Source organism: Acidovorax facilis (genome assembly GCF_023913775.1).
Lineage (GTDB): Bacteria > Pseudomonadota > Gammaproteobacteria > Burkholderiales > Burkholderiaceae_C > Acidovorax > Acidovorax facilis.
In genome coordinates, this window is sequence record NZ_JAMXAX010000049.1 from 1 (window position 1) to 18,651 (window position 18,651).

Annotated in this window: 18 protein-coding genes and 1 pseudogene; 17 read left to right on the plus strand and 2 right to left on the minus strand. The window is 63.1% G+C overall.

Features of this window, described 5'->3' with window-relative positions; all coding sequences use genetic code 11:
- Together NFX52_RS14930 and NFX52_RS14935 are read left to right on the plus strand one after the other, a co-directional pair.
- Nucleotides 1–638, plus strand: a 638-nt coding sequence (locus tag NFX52_RS14930; RefSeq protein ID WP_252635698.1) for a DNA-methyltransferase, incomplete at its 5' end; no start/stop codon positions are given.
- A gap of 391 nt (nucleotides 639–1,029) precedes the next feature.
- A complete protein-coding gene (locus NFX52_RS14935; protein WP_055399757.1) occupies nucleotides 1,030–1,338 on the plus strand; it encodes a DUF736 domain-containing protein in 309 nt (102 codons plus the stop codon).
- A 611-nt stretch (nucleotides 1,339–1,949) separates the two neighbouring features.
- Here the strand turns inward: NFX52_RS14935 and ltrA are convergent.
- Nucleotides 1,950–3,449, minus strand: coding sequence for a group II intron reverse transcriptase/maturase (gene ltrA, locus NFX52_RS14940; RefSeq protein ID WP_055399755.1), 1,500 nt, complete (start codon nucleotides 3,447–3,449; stop codon nucleotides 1,950–1,952).
- Nucleotides 3,450–4,198: 749 nt separating this feature from the next.
- Between ltrA and NFX52_RS14945 the strand changes: the two genes are divergently transcribed.
- Nucleotides 4,199–4,546, plus strand: a complete 348-nt coding sequence (locus NFX52_RS14945) for a DUF2958 domain-containing protein (RefSeq protein ID WP_055399754.1) — start codon at nucleotides 4,199–4,201, stop codon at nucleotides 4,544–4,546.
- Between the two features lie 96 nt (nucleotides 4,547–4,642).
- On the opposite strand, the gene NFX52_RS14950 is transcribed toward NFX52_RS14945, so the two are convergent.
- Complete coding sequence (locus tag NFX52_RS14950) at nucleotides 4,643–4,897, minus strand: helix-turn-helix domain-containing protein (protein WP_353848482.1); 255 nt, start codon at nucleotides 4,895–4,897, stop codon at nucleotides 4,643–4,645.
- Between the two features lie 184 nt (nucleotides 4,898–5,081).
- Here NFX52_RS14950 and NFX52_RS14955 point away from each other — a divergent pair, with 184 nt between their 5' ends.
- From NFX52_RS14955 to NFX52_RS15015, 14 genes and pseudogenes are all read left to right on the plus strand, one after another.
- Entirely contained in the window at nucleotides 5,082–5,423 is a 342-nt protein-coding gene (locus NFX52_RS14955; RefSeq protein ID WP_055399752.1) for a DUF2958 domain-containing protein, read from the plus strand.
- A 152-nt stretch (nucleotides 5,424–5,575) separates the two neighbouring features.
- A complete protein-coding gene (locus NFX52_RS31090; protein WP_353848484.1) occupies nucleotides 5,576–5,776 on the plus strand; it encodes a transcriptional regulator domain-containing protein in 201 nt (66 codons plus the stop codon).
- Between the two features lie 22 nt (nucleotides 5,777–5,798).
- Nucleotides 5,799–6,329, plus strand: coding sequence for a DUF2285 domain-containing protein (locus NFX52_RS14960; RefSeq protein ID WP_435301291.1), 531 nt, complete (start codon nucleotides 5,799–5,801; stop codon nucleotides 6,327–6,329).
- Between the two features lie 92 nt (nucleotides 6,330–6,421).
- The gene (locus NFX52_RS14965) at nucleotides 6,422–6,724 is read left to right on the plus strand and encodes a helix-turn-helix transcriptional regulator (protein WP_242701231.1); all 303 of its coding nucleotides are present in this window, start codon (nucleotides 6,422–6,424) and stop codon (nucleotides 6,722–6,724) included.
- Nucleotides 6,708–7,574: pseudogene (locus NFX52_RS14970) on the plus strand (replication initiator protein A); the annotation flags it as partial. The gene NFX52_RS14965 and the pseudogene NFX52_RS14970, both read left to right, overlap by 17 nt.
- Nucleotides 7,575–7,831: 257 nt before the next feature.
- Entirely contained in the window at nucleotides 7,832–8,536 is a 705-nt protein-coding gene (gene parA / locus NFX52_RS14975; protein WP_238385784.1) for a ParA family partition ATPase, read from the plus strand.
- Nucleotides 8,533–8,796: a hypothetical protein gene (locus NFX52_RS14980; RefSeq protein ID WP_055402173.1), complete on the plus strand. Its 264-nt coding sequence runs from the start codon at nucleotides 8,533–8,535 to the stop codon at nucleotides 8,794–8,796. Before parA ends, NFX52_RS14980 begins: the two co-directional genes overlap by 4 nt.
- Nucleotides 8,793–9,323, plus strand: coding sequence for a DUF2840 domain-containing protein (locus NFX52_RS14985; protein WP_055402171.1), 531 nt, complete (start codon nucleotides 8,793–8,795; stop codon nucleotides 9,321–9,323). Before NFX52_RS14980 ends, NFX52_RS14985 begins: the two co-directional genes overlap by 4 nt.
- Nucleotides 9,320–9,856 (plus strand): S26 family signal peptidase, encoded by a 537-nt coding sequence (locus tag NFX52_RS14990; protein WP_055402169.1) that lies wholly within the window; start codon nucleotides 9,320–9,322, stop codon nucleotides 9,854–9,856. The genes NFX52_RS14985 and NFX52_RS14990 overlap by 4 nt, the downstream gene beginning before the upstream one ends.
- A gap of 516 nt (nucleotides 9,857–10,372) precedes the next feature.
- Entirely contained in the window at nucleotides 10,373–12,193 is a 1,821-nt protein-coding gene (locus NFX52_RS14995) for a DUF3363 domain-containing protein (RefSeq protein ID WP_353848483.1), read from the plus strand.
- A 379-nt stretch (nucleotides 12,194–12,572) separates the two neighbouring features.
- A complete protein-coding gene (locus tag NFX52_RS15000; protein ID WP_055402165.1) occupies nucleotides 12,573–13,613 on the plus strand; it encodes a zinc-dependent alcohol dehydrogenase family protein in 1,041 nt (346 codons plus the stop codon).
- A gap of 239 nt (nucleotides 13,614–13,852) precedes the next feature.
- Nucleotides 13,853–15,865 (plus strand): sigma-54-dependent Fis family transcriptional regulator, encoded by a 2,013-nt coding sequence (locus tag NFX52_RS15005; protein ID WP_207402055.1) that lies wholly within the window; start codon nucleotides 13,853–13,855, stop codon nucleotides 15,863–15,865.
- Nucleotides 15,866–16,240: 375 nt separating this feature from the next.
- Complete coding sequence (locus NFX52_RS15010) at nucleotides 16,241–18,178, plus strand: hydantoinase/oxoprolinase family protein (RefSeq protein WP_055395286.1); 1,938 nt, start codon at nucleotides 16,241–16,243, stop codon at nucleotides 18,176–18,178.
- A gap of 4 nt (nucleotides 18,179–18,182) precedes the next feature.
- Nucleotides 18,183–18,581, plus strand: a complete 399-nt coding sequence (locus NFX52_RS15015; protein WP_202907129.1) for an acetone carboxylase subunit gamma — start codon at nucleotides 18,183–18,185, stop codon at nucleotides 18,579–18,581.
- The last annotated feature ends 70 nt before the right edge of the window (nucleotides 18,582–18,651 follow it).

Sequence of the window (18,651 nt, forward strand, 5' to 3'; positions counted from 1 at the left end):
CCCCCTATGCGGAGACCAGCTTCCAATGGGACCGGTGGGTTGACGGATGGCCTGCGTTGGCGGGCGAAGTGGCGAACCAGATGTGGTGCTTTGGTTCGACGCGCATGTTCATGGAGCGCGCAGCGGAATTTGAGGGGTGGCATTTGTCGCAGGACATCGTGTGGGAGAAGCACAACGGCTCGAACGCTTTTGCGGACCGGTTTCGGAGGATCCATGAACTGGCCCTGCACTTCTACCGGGGCAACTGGCGGGACATCTACAAGGAACCCCAGTTCAGTCACGAGGCCACGGCCCGATCCCTGCGCCGCAAGAGCCGCCCCACGCAATGGGGCGGCATGGGGACCAGCAGCTACACCAGCGAAGACGGCGGGCCGAAGCTCATGGAGAGCGTCATCTATGCGCGCAGCTGCCACGGCTACGCGGTCAACGAGACGCAGAAGCCCGAGGCCATCGTGGCCCCGCTCATCCAGTACAGCGTGCCGCCAGGCGGACTGGTGGTGGATTGCTTCGCAGGAAGCGGAACCACCCTGGCAGTGGCCCGCAAGACAGGGCGGCGCTCCATCGGCATCGAGCTTCGCGAGGATCAATGCCAGCGCATCGTGGAGCGGCTGTCACAACGCGAATTGCCTGACGCTTGAACGTCGGTGACGGCTGGCGTGAGTCGCTTGGGGCGCTGTGCCGCAACCGCTGCGCTACGGTGAGGCGGACCGGCGCCGGGGGCCATGAATCCTTTCTGTACAGGATCACCCCCACGGCGGCCTTGTATCTGCCGTGAATCCTGGCTCGGGCACGGCGGTGCTGCACTTCGTTTGCGCTGCCTCGGGCTTCTTCGCCGCAACCGTCCGGCCCAACAAATTTCCCCTCCGCTGCGCGGATTCCTCGCGCGGCAAATTTCTCGGGCCTCCCGATCCTTCGCTGCGCTGCGGCCCCTGTGCTTCGCTGCGGGATGCGGCGCGCCCGACCCTCGCCCATCGGATCACGCCAAGGCCGCGATGGGCGCGACCTGGACAACCTCGAAAGGACTTCATCATGGCCAACATCGGCACCTTCACCACACAGAACGGCAGCTACACCGGCACGGTTCGCACCCTGACGCTCAACGTCAAGGTCCGGCTTGTGCCCAGCGACAAGGCAAGCGAGAACGCCCCGGACTACCGCGTCGTCGCCGGCAACGGGCTGGAGATCGGCGCGGCGTGGAAGAAACTCAGCAAGGCGGAGCGCCCCTACCTGTCCGTGACCCTGGACGATCCATCCTTCCCTGCCACCCTTTATGCCCGCCTGGTCGAAGGCGAGGATGGCGCGCACAACCTGATCTGGTCGCGCAGCAAGGGCGACTGACGTCGCCCTCGGCGCCCCGCTCAGCGGGGCGCTTTTGTCTCATTGCTTTGGAGAGGAGGGTGGTGCGTGAGTTGTTTCGCCCTGTAGTACGGAAATACGAGAAAGCGTTCATCCGTCTTTGCGGATGGGCGCATTGTTGGATCAGTGTATTTGCTGTTTTGCAGGTTTCCTTAGATCCGTAGAGATGGGTTCACGGGATTGGGGTTGTCTGTAAAAGTGTCTTGTTTGTTTTACGGAGTTGAGCGTCTCCGGCCTGGCCGGACCGCGCTGGCGTGCTGTGCACCGAGCCGCCGGTGGCGTCTCGTCCCTACGGGCTTTCATCGCTGACGCCTTCGCCCCGGCGGTGCTGCGCGCTGCGCTTGCCTCCTGGGGATCGACTTGCGGCCCATCCCCGCCGCGCCGGGCTTGGCGCCCCCTTCGATACCGCCGAACCGGCTCGCCGGATCGGCAGGGAGGGCTGCGTCTCCGATGACCGACTTGTTTGGCGGGCGGGGCTGGCTTGCTGTTCCCTTCACCGTATCACGCCGTCGGGTAGCAGCGGCGCATTGCTGCGCCGCCGCCCCCTAAGAACCGGACGTGCGAGTCACCCCGCATCCGGCTCAAGCCATTCTTCAGCACCATGGGGTGGCACCGAACAATCTGACGGAACGTTTCGCGGCTCGACGACGAGCCAGATACGCAGTCCATTCCGGGTCGAACGGATGGGCGGCCCCTGGAACCTTGACATGGCGAGTGACGGGTATCGTCATCGCCCGGAAGAGTTGAAGGCCGACAGTTGTGCCGTCGGCCGAGCCCTTCGTCGCAAAGGCCCAGGACCGTGATCCTCTTACCCGGAAGTAGCGCCTGATGACCCATCGTGCCCCTTTGGCGGGATGCCTGCGCAGAGCCCACCTCCAGAGCATGCGCCAGATGTGATCGTCGATTCGTGAGAAGGTCGCCTTCGCCGCCGCGTGGCGGTGATACATGGCCCAGCCGCGGATCACCGGGTTGAGTTGCCGTATCACCGCCGCCTGCGTAGCGCTCGCGTTTTCCTTGATGATGTCCCTGACCTTGTCCAGCAGCGACTTGATGCTCTTCTTCGCTGGTTTGGTCAGGCACTGGCGACCGTACTTGCGCACGTTCTGACCCAGGAAGTCGAACCCTTGCTCGATATGCGTGATCCGGGTCTTTTCCTCCGCCAGTTCCAGCCCACGCTCCGCCATGAACCGACGGATTGCAGGCAGAACCTGGGATTCGAGCACGTCCTTCGACGTGCCGGAGACCACGAAGTCATCGGCATAGCGGATGACGTTGAGCTTGGCTCTGCGGCGTGCGCGCTCCGATCCACCGGCACTCGCATGCACTGCCGCCTCCAAGCCATCCAAGGCCATGTTCGCGATCACGGGCGAGATGACGCCCCCTTGGGGCGTGCCCGCCCGCGTCTCGAACAAGGATCCCTCATCGACGTAGCCAGCCTCCAGCCATTTGCGCAGGACCGCCTTGTCCATCGGTATGTGCTCCAGCAACCAGGAGTGACTGAAGTTGTCGAAACAACCTCGGATGTCACCCTCCAGAATCCATTGCGCCGACGTGCGGCGTGACAGGACCGTGAAGCACTGTTCGATGGCATCGGCGGCCGCGCGTTCCGGCCGAAAGCCATAGGAGTTCGGGTCCGCCCGTGTCTCCGCGATGGGTTCCAGGGCGAGCTTCCACAAGGCCTGCATCGCCCGGCACCGCATACATGGAATTCCCAGCGGACGCCTCTTTCCATTGCTCTTGGGGATGTAGACCCGCCTCAGCGGCATCGGGCGGTAGCCACGATGCCTCAGCGACAGCATCCCCTTCCATCTGGCCGCCGGGGTCAGCCAGACTCTCCCGTCCACCCCCGGCGTTCTCTTGCCCCTGTTTTCCGTCACTCGCTTGACGGCAAGCAACTTGCCGCTGTGCGAGCGGGTCAGCAGTCGCTGCAAGGCTTTCGCCTTGCCCCACCTGCCTTCCCGAACTGCCTTGGCGATACGCATCTGAAGCCGCTTCACCTCTGCCTCGATCTGGTTCCAGTTCGCCTGGTCCCACATCTGTGCAGCGGGCGAGGACGCACCAGCATCCGGCACCTTCGTGTCGTCCGCCGTCATCTGCTTTTCCTCGTACAACGATTGGTCAAGATTCTCTCGCCATGAATGACCGCGCGGAAGTCTGCCCGCTTTCGCGTCGGGCGATGTCGCAGCCCGTATCCCGTCCATTACAGCCGGGCATTCGCTTTCTCCGCATTCCTCTACCCACCACACCAACAGCGTTCCTCACGGTTCGCCTGCCGTTGCCGGCAGCGTGATGGGCTTACCCTGTTCCGCATGAATTTCCGGATGGTGCGGACCCGTCCTGTGCGCCGGCGGCATTGGTGTCCATGATGGTCCAGAGAACAAAGGACCATGCCTTGCCGCGTACCTTTTGGTTCGAGCCTGTCAGCACGTTTGGCTCGATAGACATTACGACGCGTTGGCGGACGTTCACATGCGTTGGTCGTACCCATCCATCCCTTGCTCCTCTCCGCCTTCATGCTGGCAGATTCCGCCTTGCCTCGCGGCTCGGCGTACCGGATAAACCGGCGGCTACTTTGTCCCCGGAGCTTCACACCGAGCCGTTGCCAGCTCCGCATGTCCGGGTAGGGAACGGCTGATGGAACAGCCGGTTTCATCAGGTCATATCTACCTCCGTGAAACAGAAATTCAAGCGACTTGCAGGTCGCACGTTCTCGCCGTCAAGGTCTGCGCGTGCGGTGCACGCTGGCGTCCTGGCGGCCGTCTGCGAACCGTGACGGCTGCGCTGCGCCGTGCTGCTTCCGGTCTCGGGCAATCCCGCCCTGATTCCTTCCAAGGAGAAGACCATGACGAAGCTCATCACGGACGAACAACGCGCGCAACTGCTGGCGAATGGCCGGCAATCCCTCGAACAAGACAACTTCGATCCCGCTCCGGTGGTCAAGCTGTTCACCCCGGACGCCGGGGCGACCTGGCTGCTGACCGAGATGGACCCCGACGATCACGACCATGTGTTTGGGCTGTGCGACCTGGGTATGGGCTATCCCGAGTTGGGCTGGGTCAGCCTGGCAGAACTCGCGACCGTGCGCGGCCGACTGGGGCTTCCAGTGGAACGGGACCTGCATTTCACTCCGCAGAAGCGGCTGAGTGCCTACGCGAATGAGGCGCGGCTTGCGGGGCGGATTGTGGTGTAGCAGTCATGGGCGCCGCTTCGGCGGTGCCCTTTGCGGTGACATGGGCGGTTGCTTTGGTGCTTGGTTCTGGACAAACGCGTTCGCAATGAGGGCCCGCTAAATGCCTGCAGTGGCTAATAGAGCGGATGGGCGAACCTCAAGCGCCTCGGCGATCTTGCTCAGGTTGATCACTGCCACGTTGTGCTCGCCTCTTTCGATCCCACCCATGTAGGACCTGTCAATACCAGCGAGGTCAGCCAATGCTTCCTGAGAAATATTTCGCGTGGCACGCGTACGTCGGATCGCATCGCCTAGCGCGATGAGGATCGGGTCTTTTGCGAAAGACGGAGACGGTTTGGCCACAGCCGCCACTGTCTTTGGTGACGGGAAATAAAACCACGGGATAAGATACCCATACTGGAGAGATTTCGAAGTCCATCACTGAATACCGCTGGATTCACTTGCCATCCGAGAACGGCCACACAACCCTTAAAGCGGGGTGCCAGTTGAATTTTTCGGGCTCTGTATTAGGATGTAACGCGCCCATACGACCACAATGACATTTATTACAAACGAGCAGCAAAGCTTGATGCAGGCCAATGACGCTGCGCGTGCGCGTGGTGAGGCATTGGATCCTCTGCCGGTCGTCAAGCTCTACACGTTGGATGCTGGGGCCGTGTGGCTGCTGACGGAGCTGGATGCCGATGGAGATCGAGCGTTCGGGCTGTGCGATGCTGGCACTGGGAGTCCGGAGCTTGGGCATGTCAGCCTCTCTGCCCTTGAAGGTGTGCGGGGGCCGCGCGGCATGCGCATCGTGGCCGATCCGCATTTCAAGCCGCGCCAGACGCTCTCGGGCTACCTGGCCGAGGCGCAGCGCGACGGCTCGATCAACGACTGACTGACACAATCGTTTCAGCATCGCTCGGCACGCGAGGTGGCCTCGCCGTAAAGGCGACTCTGTAACTCTCCTTGTGTGGCAGGTTCCTCCTTCCACAGGAGGATTCCGTGACCCAACCCAACCCCGAAGACCTTCCCCGCGCGCCGTGGGGTGTGTCAGCCGCCTATCTCTACGTGCTGGACCTTGACGATCCAGCCCTCGCTTGGGAGTACCTTCGTCGCCACCCCAGCTACCGCGCGGATTGGACTCGTCGCAAGCGCGTGGTGTCTTTTGCCCGCTGGGGGTTGCGATGTCGCCGAAGACCCCGAGCAGGATGGACGGCTTGTTCACCCGTTATGGCTGTCGTCCTCTGACGGACTGTTGCACGTGCGCGCAGTGCATGCATACGGTGCTGCGACCCGCCGGTTCGATCTGTGGCGCATCCCTGGCCGCAAGCGCCTGGCAATGGACGGGCACGACCTGACGATCACCGCAGATCTCAGCGCGCTGCGCATGCGCTTGTCGCTCTCAGGCACTCTGGAGGATGGCGGCGCCTATGTGGGCGCCGTGCCGCTGACTCCAGGGCTTCGCAGTCAGCTCGACGGGTACCGAGAACAGGCACAGGCCCTGGAAGGTCATGCGCTTCAGATCTCGCACGTGCGGTCGGCCACCCGTTCCGCTTTGCTGCACCTGCGCGCCCTGCAGGCGCTCGATGCTTCGATAGCGGGCGCCTCTCACCGCGACATCGCCCAGGCCCTGTTCGGCCTTGAAGCCGTCGTCCTGCGCTGGCACGAGGATGGAGAACTCCGCGCGCAGGTGCGTCATCTGCTGCGGCGCGCCGAATCGTTTATGAATGGCGGGTATCTTTCTCTGGCGGGTGTGCTGGATCCCGCTGCAAAGCCCCCCGGAGACGAACCGGTGCGCTGAATCTCTCCCTGCCTGGATCGGGCCCGATTTCCGAGACTGCTTCCATCGGGTCGCGAATGGTTTGCGGCCTATCGACAGCGATGGAGTCCGTCATGGCCGTTGGCAGTTCTTTCCCTTCCCGCACAGCCGCAGCGGCTGCGCTCCAGCCCCCTTTGGGGGCTGCCCCCGCAGCTTCTGCAAACCCTGAGTTTCTGACCACCGAAGAAGCGGGGGCCTTTCTGCGACTTTCACCGCGCACCTTGGAGAAGCAGCGCGTTCTCGGTGGCGGCCCGCGCTTCCGGAAGTTCGGCGCACGGGTGGTCTATGCGGCCACCGACCTGCGTGCCTGGGCCGATGGCCGTGCCTACGGCATGACCTCGGACCCCGGCTACGTGCAGCGTGACTCCGTCCGTTGATTGGCTCGGACGAGGTGGCACCACAGATGTCAAAGCGCCCGAAGAACGCGAACAGCTGTCGCTGTTCCGCGCGTTGCCGGGCAGCGACATGGCGCTGCGCGACGCGCAGGACCTGATGGCCTATCCGTTCTTCTCGCTGGCCAAGTCGCCGCGCATTGTGCCGATCCGATTTGAAGCGGGCGGAATTTCTCTCACGGTCGAGGGCGTACCCGAGCACGGCATCGCCACCATCTGGGATGCCGACGTGCTGATCTGGGCTGCGAGCCAGATCATCCAGGCCAAGAAGGAAGGCATTGCGCCTTCGCGCCTGATGGTGGCCACGCCCTACGAGATCCTGCGCTTTGCGCAACGGGGAACCGGCCGCAGCGACTATCTGGCGCTGCGCGCCGCGCTGGACCGGTTGCAGTCCACCACCGTCGCCACGACGTTGCGCCAGCGCGAGCGCCCGAACGGCGCCATGCGCGTGCACCGCTTCTCCTGGATCAACGAATGGAAAGAGTACGTCCAGCCAGCTGGGCGTTCCGACGGCATCGAACTCATTCTGGCCGACTGGTTCTTTACCGGCGTGATGGACGAGGGGCTGGTGCTCACGCTCGATCCGACGTACTTCCGGCTTTCAGGGGGGATTGAGCGCTGGCTGTATCGGCTGGTACGCAAGCACGGTGGCCGGCAACAGGCGGGATGGCGCTTCGACATGCGCCACCTGCACCTGAAGTCGGGCAGCCTGCAGCGGCCCTCCGACTTCGCCATCCAGGTGCGCCACCTGGCTCGGCGCCAGGCGCTGCCAGGTTACTGGCTGTCCATTGAGCGCAGTGGCGGCACCGAGTGGCTGGTTTTTCTGCCCGATCCGGACAACCGACCCCGGAGCGACTTGTCCACAGATTCTGTTGAAGAAGCTGTGGATGGCTTGGGGACGGGATCGGTGGATCGCCCGCACGACCCTCGGGGTATCACCCGCAGAAGTATCGGTGGATCGCCCGCACCGATCGACCGGAAAGCCATGCCCAGTAACGGTTTGGGCACTCCCTAAACAACTAAAGGGATACATAAATGGAAGTCACGCGCGCGCGAACAGGAGCTGCTCAAAATTTGAGCAATGGTTCTGCGATGGCAAATCAGGCGGGTCCAGAACCCCAAAACTTTCCAGCAGGAAAGCAAGGCAATCGCCCTGGCAAAGTGATAGCCCTGCTCAACCAGAAAGGCGGGGCAGGCAAGACCACACTCGCCACGCACTTGGCGGGCGAACTGGCCTTGCAAGGTAGCCGCGTCACGCTGCTCGATGCCGATCCGCAGGGCTCCGCCCTGGATTGGGCGCAGCGGCGCCTCCAGAGCGGCCAGGAGCGGCTTTACGGGGTGTTCGGGCTGGCCAGGGACTCCTTGCACCAGGAAGCGCCGCAGATCGCCCTGCAGGCGGATTTCGTGGTCATTGACGGACCGCCAAGGGTCGCAGCGCTGGCGCGATCCGCGCTGTTGGCCGCTGACCTGGTACTCATTCCGGTGCAGCCGAGCGCCTACGATGTGTGGGCCAGCCATGAGATGGTGCAGCTCATCACAGAGGCCCGGGTGTTCCGGCCACAGCTGCGCGCGGCTTTCGTGATCAACCGGCGCGTGGTCGGCACGGTGATCGGGCGCGAAGCGCGTGCAGCGCTAGCGGACCAACCGTTTGCTGCCCTGGAGACAGAGGTCTCGCAGCGCATTGTGTTCGCCGACAGCGTGGCCGCAGGACGGCTGGCCTGCGAAGCGGCGCCGCAATGTGCGGCCGCACGCGAGATCGTGGCGCTCGCGCAGGCCGTGCGGGAGGTTCTGCGATGACGGCACTCCCTCCAATAGTGACGCCGCACCGGGTGCCGATCGGACGCAGGCCCGGGGCAGATCCTGCATCAACCTGGGTGCGGCAGGCGAACGCGCCTGAGATACCGGCCAAGGCATCCATCTACACCGCACGGCTCACCATCGATGTGACACCGGCGCTGCGCGGGCGCATCAAGGTTGTAGCGTTCCGGCGCGGCATCACAGCCGCGGACATGCTGCGCGAGCTGTTGGAGCGCGAGTACCCGGAGGACGGGGCATGATGGCGCCGGAATCCCATTTTGCGTCAACTATCCAGCAGGCGTCGCTGCAGAAGATGGTGCCGCAGCGTCCCACCCGTATGCGGGTGTCGCTTGCTTTAGTTGAGGACCGGGTCAACATCTGGCTGCGGTTTGGTCAGCCGACGGTGGAGATCGTGCTGGATCGCTGGCGGCGTGCGGCGATGTTCATGCCGGGCACCGTTTGCTGTCGTGTGAAGTGGATCGGCAATATCTCTGGCACGGCGCTCTGGCAGCTCCTGGTGATGCAGGCGCCGACACCTTTTGAAGACGCGCAGCGCGTAGCGGGTGTGCTGCCGGGCGCGCGCATACTGCTGCGTGCCGATGGCGAGATGCAGGTCAAGGCGGTGCTTGCGGCCATTGATGCCGTTGAGGCGCTGGGTATCGATCCCTGCACTGTGGCTGCCAGCTACTGGCGCAAGGTGGGCTATCGGCTTGGTGCAGGCTTGCCGCTGCCGGTCTACACCGCCGAGCGGCACGCGGCGCACCTGGCGCGTGGAGGCAGGGAATGACGCAGCCTGCTGTACCGCTTCCCATGCTGCTGGCCGGCATGGCGACCGCCGTGGCCCTCTTGGTTGGGCCGATGCTGGTGCCAAGGGAGCCTCGGTTCATCTACAACCCGAGCGCCAGCGTGGCGCCCGGCTGGTACCACATTGAACGCATAGAGCGCGCGGACTCCCTGCATGTGGGCAGCACCGTGCTGGTCCGGCTTTCTGCCGATGTGGCCGCGCTGGCGGCACAGCGCGGGTACCTGCCCATCGGGGTGCCGATCCTCAAGCGTGTCGGCGCATTGGCGCCGCAATCGGTGTGCGTGCGCGAGCAGACGGTGCGCATCGACGACGCCGTGGTGGCCAGCGTGCCGCTGCAGGATGGCATGGTCCGCCCGTTGCAAGCCTGGGGACAGTGCCGGGTTCTTGTAGAGGGGGAGGTGTTCCTGTTGAGCGATACCCATCCGGCGTCGTTCGATAGCCGGTACTTTGGGCCTGTCCAGGTGTCGGCCGTACTCGGCATTGCGCACCCGGTATGGACCTGGAGTGCACCATGAAGCATCCTTTACGGCGCCAACGGGTGGCAATGGACGCGGCACTCGCACCGCAGTCGGCGGTGCAGTGTGGAGGCCGTGAGCCCGCAACATTTGCGCCGCTGCTCGGGCCGCCCTGGTGGTGTCATGGTGGGTGCGCAAGACCGGCGGCGGGTGGGAGTCGGGAGCCAATATGGGATACGCAGACGGAGGGCAAGATAAAAGGGCCGGCACGCATGTGCCCGCCAAGCCAGTCTGCACGTGGGTTGGGCACGGCACCAGGCCGGGCGCATGCAGTGCCGTGCCGGGGCAGGATCCGGCCCGCAGCGGGTGCTTGGCGCGTGCCGTTCCCGATCCCTTGCGCCCAGGCGCGCTGGAGTGGGCTCCATGGCCGCGCGTAAGGTCGGACCGGAGGAGGGGCGGTTCAGAGTCCGGCCGGGCGCGCCGAAGTCGCGTCCTGGACCACGGTCGCCGCGCCTGATCAGCCAGGTGCTGAAGGAGGTTTCCAGGGCCGGGGCCAAGGCGTCGGGGAAGCAGGGCATGCGTCCTGCATCCACGTTTGGCCGGGGGCGCGTGGCGGCTGGCATCGCGGGCCAGGGGCTGGGTAGGAACGCACGGCGTGTGGTCATCAAGTCACGCTTTGTCGTGCTCAAGAAAGTGGGCGCTCGATCGGTTTCTACCCACCTGCGGTACATCGAACGCGACGGCACGACCCGCGATGGACGGAAGGGGCAGGCCTACGGAGCGGACACGGACACTGCGGATCTGCAGGCGTTCGAGGAGCGGGGCCAAGGGGACCGCCACCAGTTCCGCTTCATCGTGTCGGTGGAGGATGCCGGGGAGCTTGAAGACCTGCGCGATTACACGCGCACGCTGATGGCGCGCATGGCCGTCGATCTGGAAACCCGCCTGGACTGGGTGGCCATAGACCACTGGGATACGGACAACCCGCACACCCATGTCGTGCTGCGCGGGCGTTCGGGCGAGGGCAGGGGAGCGGACCTGGTCATCGCGCCCGACTACATGGCCCATGGGATGCGCCAGCGTGCCTGCGAGCTGGCCACGGAATGGCTGGGGCCGCGCACCGAACTGGAGATGGGGCAGAGCCAGCAGCGCGAAGTGGACCAGCAGCGATGGACAGGGCTGGATCGGCAACTGCAGCGCCAGGCTGTGGCGGATGTTGTGGACCTGACGGAGACTCCCGGCCGTATCCCTGTGCCCCTGGGAACGCAGCGCCTCAACCTGCTGCGCGCCCGGCTGCAGCGCCTTGAAGCCATGGCATTGGCCGAGCGCCTTGATGCCCACCGGTGGCGCCTTGTGCCGCGGATGGAGCAGACGCTCGTGGCCATGGGGGAGCGCGGCGACATCCTGCGTACCATGCACCGGGCGATGAAGGGAGAACTGCGGGAACTGGTGACCGATGCGCGGGTGGATGTACCCGTGGTGGGGCGCATTGTGGCTAGGGGGCTGGATGGCGAACTGCACGATAAACCCTACCTGGTTGTCGATGGCATTGATGGCCGGGCGCACTACCTCCGGCTGCAGGCAAGCACCGATCTGGCTGAGCTGCCGGTCGGGGGCATCGTTGAAGGCAAACCGCAGGCGCTGGAGCGTGCTGTGGATCGCACGATCCTTGGTTTGGCCTCGGAAGGGATCTACGCCACGGCCCATCATCGCGTGCAACTCCTACAGGCAGGCGATCAGGATCCAAAGGCAACGATCGAAGTCCATGTGCGGAGGTTGGAAGCACTGCGTCGCAAGGGAATTGTGGAACGCATGTCCGATGGCGTCTGGGCCATTCCATCGAACCTACTGCAGAGGGTCCGGCAACAGGGGGCGCAGAAGGAGGCCAGGCATGCCGTCGAACTGCGCTCGCACCTGCCCCTGGAGAAGCAGATCCAGGCCGTGGGATCTACCTGGTTGGACCGGGCGCTGGTGGTGAGCGGCTTGCCCCAGCCAGTAGCTCAAGGGTTCGGGGCGCAGGTGCAGGAGGCGATGCCGCGGCGTGTGGATTTTTTGGTGGGGGAGGGGTTGGCCGAGCGCCGGGGGCAGCGCGTTGTTCTCGCCCGCAACCTGTTGGCGACCTTGCGGGATCGTGAGCTGGCGGTGGTGGGGCAAAAGCTGCAGCAGGAGACCGGAAAGACGTGGCGGCTGGTGCGGGATGGCGAGACCATCAAAGGTGTCTACCGCGTGTCTATTCAGCTGGCCAGTGGACGGTTTGCGATGCTGGACGATGGGATGGGGTTTAGCCTTGTGCCTTGGAGCCCTGTGATTGAGCGGCAACTTGGTAAGCAGCTTCGTGCTGTGTCGAAGGGGGGCTTGGTGAACTGGGAGTTTGGAGTGTCCCGTGGTGTTTCGTGATGGTGAAGAATTGTCACCGTCGAATCAAGCAAGCTCGGCGGTTCTGTATTTGCCAGACCAATTAACGGCCAACTTTAAGACGTTCGATATCAAATCGATGTCGCAATTTGAGTCGCACACCGAATGTGTATTGCCCTCGAAGGGCCGAATCTTCGCTAAACACAAGCAGCTGACCATGCTGCTCTGTCTCGTTACCTTGGCTTGAAGTTTGCTAACTGTGACTCGCGCAGATAGCTGCGCGTCAAGCTCAACGCCAATTTTCAGGCGTTGCCCACAAGAGAAGACAAGAACCCCGACTGCGCCGATGTGTTGCTGGACATGCGATCAATGGGACCGCGCGGGATCGTTCACGTCTCTCGTACACAAGGAGCAAACCAGCATGAAAGCACTCGTATACGGCGGCCCTGGCAAGAAGTCCGTCATGGACGTACCGAAACCGGAGGTTGAGAACGCCACGGACGCGGTGGTCAAGATCCTTCACACCACGATCTGCGGCACCGACCTGCACATTCTCAAAGGCGATGTGCCCACTTGTCAGCCAGGGACCGTGCTGGGGCATGAGGGGGTGGGGGTGATTGAGTCCCTGGGCTCCGCCGTGTCGAACTTCAAGGTGGGCGACCACGTGCTGATCTCCTGCATCAGCAGTTGTGGGCGCTGCGAATATTGCCGCCGCAGCATGTATTCGCATTGCACGTCTGGTGGCTGGTTATTGGGTCACACCATCCATGGGACCCAGGCTGAGTACGTTCGCGTACCTCATGCCGACACCAGCATGTACCCGGTGCCTCAAGGCGCCGATGAAGCGTCGCTGGTCATGTTGAGCGACATCCTGCCCACCGGCTTCGAGTGTGGCGTGCTCAACGGCAAGGTGGCACCAGGTAGCACTGTGGCCATTGTGGGTGCCGGCCCGGTGGGGCTGGCGGCCTTGCTGACGGCGCAGTTCTATTCGCCGGCACGCATCATCATGGTGGATCTCGACGATGGCCGCCTGGAAATGGCCACCCGATTCGGCGCCACCGACGTGGTGAACAGCGGTCGTGAGTCGGCCGCCGAGGCGGTGAAACGCTTGACGGAGGGTGTGGGCGTGGATACCGCGATCGAGGCAGTGGGCATTCCTGCAACCTTTGGCATTTGCCAGGAGATCGTGGCGCCGGGAGGTGTGATCGCAAACGTGGGCGTGCACGGCAGCAAGGTCGACCTGCACCTCGAAACGCTCTGGATGCAGAACATCTCCATCACCACCCGACTGGTCGACACGCAGACCACATCGATGCTGCTCAAAACCGTGGTGGCCAAGAAGCTTGACCCCTCGGGTCTGATCACCCACCGCTTCACCCTGAACCAGATGATGGAGGCTTACGACACCTTCGCCAGAGCGGCCCAGACCAAGGCGCTCAAGGTGGTGATTTCCGCGGGATGAGGTCGTTGCGATCATGAGTTGATCGTCCGATAATCGAACGCCGCCCGACCGATTCCGGGTCGGACGGCCCCAGGTGATCTGACCCGGGGGCAGGCTGCCATACGCATGCATGGCAGTGTGGCTCTCGGGCTTTTGTGCTTGGAGCGAATATTGCTTCGAGGGTTGTCCGGCGCTTTGAGCAGCCAGCCTGGGCGAACCGGCAAGAAAACACAAGCGCGACCACAGCGCAGGAGACAAGCATGCCCAATGCAGAACAGATGTTCTCGCGGCCCGAGAACGACCGGCGCGTGATGCTGGCCTGGGAACGATTCCAGCAGGATCCATCGGCCGACCCCAGTGGCCTGCGTTCGTTGATCGACGATTCTTGGCGCCGCTGTCAGTTCGCCAGCGTGGATCCGGGGCAGTTGCAGGCGCCCATCACCATTTCGGGCGGCAAGCTCTACCAGTTGCGCGACCAATGTGCAGAGTTGCTGGGCGCCAGCACGCCAGTGATGGCGCAAGCGCGCACCTTTCTTTCCGAGACCGGTACGGTGATGGTGTTGACCGACACCCATGGCACCGTGCTGAGCATGGAGGGTGACCCGCGCACGCTGGGCGCGGCAGAAAGCGTGCACCTACTCGCTGGCGCAAACTGGAGCGAAGGCGCCTCCGGAACCAACGCGATTGGTACCACGCTGTCGGTTGGGCAACCGGTGCAGATCCACTCGGCCGAACACTATTGCGAGGGCATCAAGCGTTGGTCATGCTCGGCCACCGTGATCCGGGACTCGCTGGATGGGACGCCGCTGGGTTCGATTGATGTCTCGGGGCTCACGGGCTCGTACAGCCGACACACCCTGGCGCTGGTGGTGTCCACCGCTGCGCGCATCGAAAGCCGGCTGGCACAGACGGAGCTGGACCTGCGCTACAGCCTGCTGGAGGCCTGCGTGCACCTGATGAACGATCAGAACAGCGATGGCGTCATCTTGTTTGACCGTCGGGGTCGAGCGATCAAGGCCAACCACCAGGCCGCCGAGATGCTGATCGAACTGGAGCGTGCCAACATTGGTCTCTCCGGTTTGCGCCTGCCCGACATCCGCATCACCGGTGACGACCAGTCGCTGGTGCTGCCGCAGTGGGCGCAGCGCGACCATTTGGAGCCGGTGCTGGTCGAGGGCAAGCAGGTCGGCGCCTTGTTGACGATGCCCAATCGGCAACGGACAAAAAGTGTATTTGTCTCGCTGCCGTCGATGTCGATCGAGGACCTGGACACGTCGTTTGAGCGGGTGGTTGGTGTATCGGCCGCCATCCGGAGCACGGTCTCTCGGGCGCGCCAGTTGGCCAAGTCGCGGGTCTCTGTGCTGCTGACCGGGGAGACCGGCGTCGGCAAGGAGGTTTTCGCACGCGGTATTCATGAAGCCCATTCGAACCCCGGTGCGCCGTTCGTGGCGCTCAACTGTGGTAGTTTTTCGCGCGAGCTGCTGAGCAGCGAGCTGTTCGGTCACGCCGAGGGTTCGTTCACCGGTGCCAAGCGTGGCGGCATGATCGGCAAGATCGAAGCCGCCAATGGCGGCACCTTGTTTCTCGACGAGATCGGTGAGATGCCGATGGATCTGCAGCCCAACTTCTTGCGTGTACTTGAGGAAGGCGAGGTGTACCGTCTGGGTGAGAACAAGCCTCGAAAGGTTAGTTTCCGCCTGGTCGCAGCGACCCACCGGGACTTGCGCAAGGAAATCCGCGATGGCAACTTCCGCATGGACCTGTTCTACCGCATCGCGGTGACCAGCATCCACATTCCGCCGTTGCGTGAACGTCAGGAAGACATTCCACTGCTCTTCCAGCACTACGTCAAACAGCTGTCAAAGCAGCACGGGCTGGGCGTGAAGGAGGTGAGACCCGGCGTCATGAATGCCTTGCAACGGTATGGGTGGCCGGGCAATGTGCGCGAGTTCCGCAACGCAGTTGAGAGCATGTTGCTGACTGCGCCTGGCTCTGTGATCACCGAAGGAGATCTGCCCCCGGAGCTCCTGCACATGGCACACGTGGCAGCGCAGCCCTCCGCGATCGATGGCGACTCGCATGCGCGCGATCTGACACGCCTGGAAGCCGCCGAGCGGGAAGCCTTGGTTGACGCGATGCGCCAGTGTCTGGGCAACCTGACGGCAGTGGCGCGGCACTTGGGCATTGCCAAGAGCACCGTGTACCTAAAGCTCAAGCGATTCGGACTTGAATCTCTTGTGGACGAACTGCGCGCCCAGTCCGCCTTGTCCTGAACATGAAACGATCGCGCGCTTAGAACGGCTGATTCTTCATCCCCCAAAAGCCCGGCACAAAGAGGCCCGGCTGTCCAGCGTTTGACCTCCTGAGAGGTAGCGCCAGACAGCCGGGCCTTCGTTTTTAGGGGGCTGAATTGTTGCGGCGCATCACGTCCGCCGCAGCACGGTTGTCCGACTTGAAATCGGACGGTTCTGCTTCTGGATGATTCCTGAGGTTCTAAAAATATCTTTTTAAATCAATAACTTAAGCATTTTTTATTTCTTCTCCAGATCTGGCACGGCTCTCGCAATAAGACTTGCGCGAAATTCGACCAGGCCTCTGCGGCCAGCGGTGACGAGGATCGTTCGATCAACACTAGGAGATGACACGACATGGCATTGCAAATCAACATAGATAACGGTGGGACCCTGACCGATATCTGCATATTGGATGACACAGGGGTCCGAAAAACCAAGGTGCTGACCACGCCGTACGACTTGAGCAAGTGCTTCTTTGAAGGCCTGCAAAAAGCGTCCGGTGTGATCTACGGCCAGACGGATGTAAGGCGGCTTCTCGAAGAAGTCGATCTGATCCGTTACTCCACGACGCAGGGCACCAACGCGATCTGCGAGCGCAAGGGGCCTCGCCTGGGTCTGATCATCGACGCCCAGTCGCGTGACCTACCAGTGCGCCTGGCTGAGCACGATCCGGAAGTGTTCGATGTGTTGGTGGGCGACCGTGTGGTGTTCCTGGACTCTGCGACCGTGATGGGCGATACCGCCGAGGTGGACGTGGTGAAGGCGATCAACCACCTCACGGCCACCGGCGCCAACCGGCTGGTGGTGAGCTTCGGTGGTGACGACTTCCTGGCGGTGGAAGACCGTTTCAAGAAGATCGCTCTGCGCAAGTACCCACGGCACCTGCTGGGGGCCGTCCCCATCCTGTACGGGAGCGACTTGACGGCCGACCAGGATGTCGTGCGGCGCACGTGGACTGCGGTGATCAATTCCTTCCTGCACCCCGCCATGGAGGCCTTCCTGTTCAACGCAGAGAGCCGGCTGCGCGAGTACCGGACCAAGAACCCGCTGCTGATCTTTCGCAACGACGGTGACGCCTCCCGCGTGGCCAAGACGGTGGCGATCAACACCTACAGTTCGGGTCCGCGCGGTGGCATGGAAGGCGTCAAGGCCTTCTCCAGGCTGTATGGATTCACCGACAGCGTTTCCATCGATGTGGGCGGCACCACGACCGACATCGGTCAATACCTCAACGGCACGGTGGCCGAGGTGCGGCGCGGTCACGTGGAGGGGATCAGCGTGTCTATTCCCCTGTGCGAAATCATGAGTGCCGGTGCCGGCGGGAGCTCGATCTTCCGCGTTGTGAACAACCATATCACCATCGGGCCGGACAGTGTGGGCGCTGTGCCCGGGCCGGCCTGCTTCGGCCGTGGCGGCAAGGAAGCAACCATCACCGACGCGGGTTTGCTGTGCGGTCTGTTCGATCCGAAGTCCTACTTCGGTGGCGGCATGACGCTGGACGTCGAGCGCGCCACCAATGCAGTGACCACCAACATCGCCGAACCCCTGCGACTGAAGCTGGACGATGCCTTGCTGCAGATGGAGCTCGCCTACGAGGAAAAGATTGCCGTGGAGCTGCACCGCTTCACCAAGATTTCCAAAGACACCGTAATGCTGGCCTTTGGTGGTGCAGGACCACTCAACGCCTGCGGTGTAGCCGAAAAAGCGGGCATCGACCAAGTGGCCATTCCACAGATGGCAGCAGTTTTCAGCGCCTACGGCATTGGCTCCTGCGATGTGTCGCAGCGCTACACCGTGATGCTGGAGCAGCACGACACGGCCAGTCTGAAAGACGCGCTGGATGCGTTGAAAGTGAAAGCCTCGCGCGACATGTACGCCGAAGGCTACGAAGCTGGCAACTACGCCATGGAGGCGCGCCTGGTGGCGGATTTCGGCAACGGCAGGGAAGAGATCCAGACCCTGGACGATGAACCGGTGTTTCCGGCCGCCTTTGACAAGGCGGGCACGGTCGAACTGGAACTCAAAGCCGTGAAGGCCTTGCGCACCGAAGGCGCCAAGAAGGCGAGTTTTACCCGGGGTAAGCCGGCGGTCTCGGTGGGCGTTCGCAACGTGCTGACCCGAAGCAAGGGTCGCGTCGATGTGCCGGTCTACCAGCTGGCTCAACTCCAGAAGGGTGACTGGGCGATAGGTCCGGCCATTCTCGAAGAAGACTTTTTCACCTGCCGTGTGCTCGATGGCTGGGCCTTTGTGGTCAGCGATGCCGGCGATGTTTTGCTCAACCGGAAGGGCTGATCCCATGAAAGTTCTGATGACCGAATACCTCCAGATCGACCTGGAGACCGAAAACTGGGAGTGCCGCGTCTGCGGTCACGTGATTGGCTCGGCCCACGAGGCCTACAAGGAAGGCCTGCTGGTGCACAACCGCGATCCGCGCGACATCCACCCGCCCATCATTGACCCGGAAAAGTATCGATTCACCTTCAGCCCAGACCCCGAGTGGGTTCGCATTCTGGAGTACTGCTGCCCCGGTTGCGGCACCCAGGTCGAAACCGAATACGCCGTCCCGGGCCACCCGCCGCTGCACGACATGCAGCCGGACCTGCCGGCGTTCAAGGCCCAGTGGGCCCGACGCGGTGAGCTGAAGGAAGCCGTGGTCGGTCAGGCAGTGGCCATGGAGTCGGGCCACAAGCACTGACACGCAGCCAGTGACGGTGTCCGCACCGTCCAGACAAGAAGAACCCGACCGGCTGGGCAAGCCGCAACAC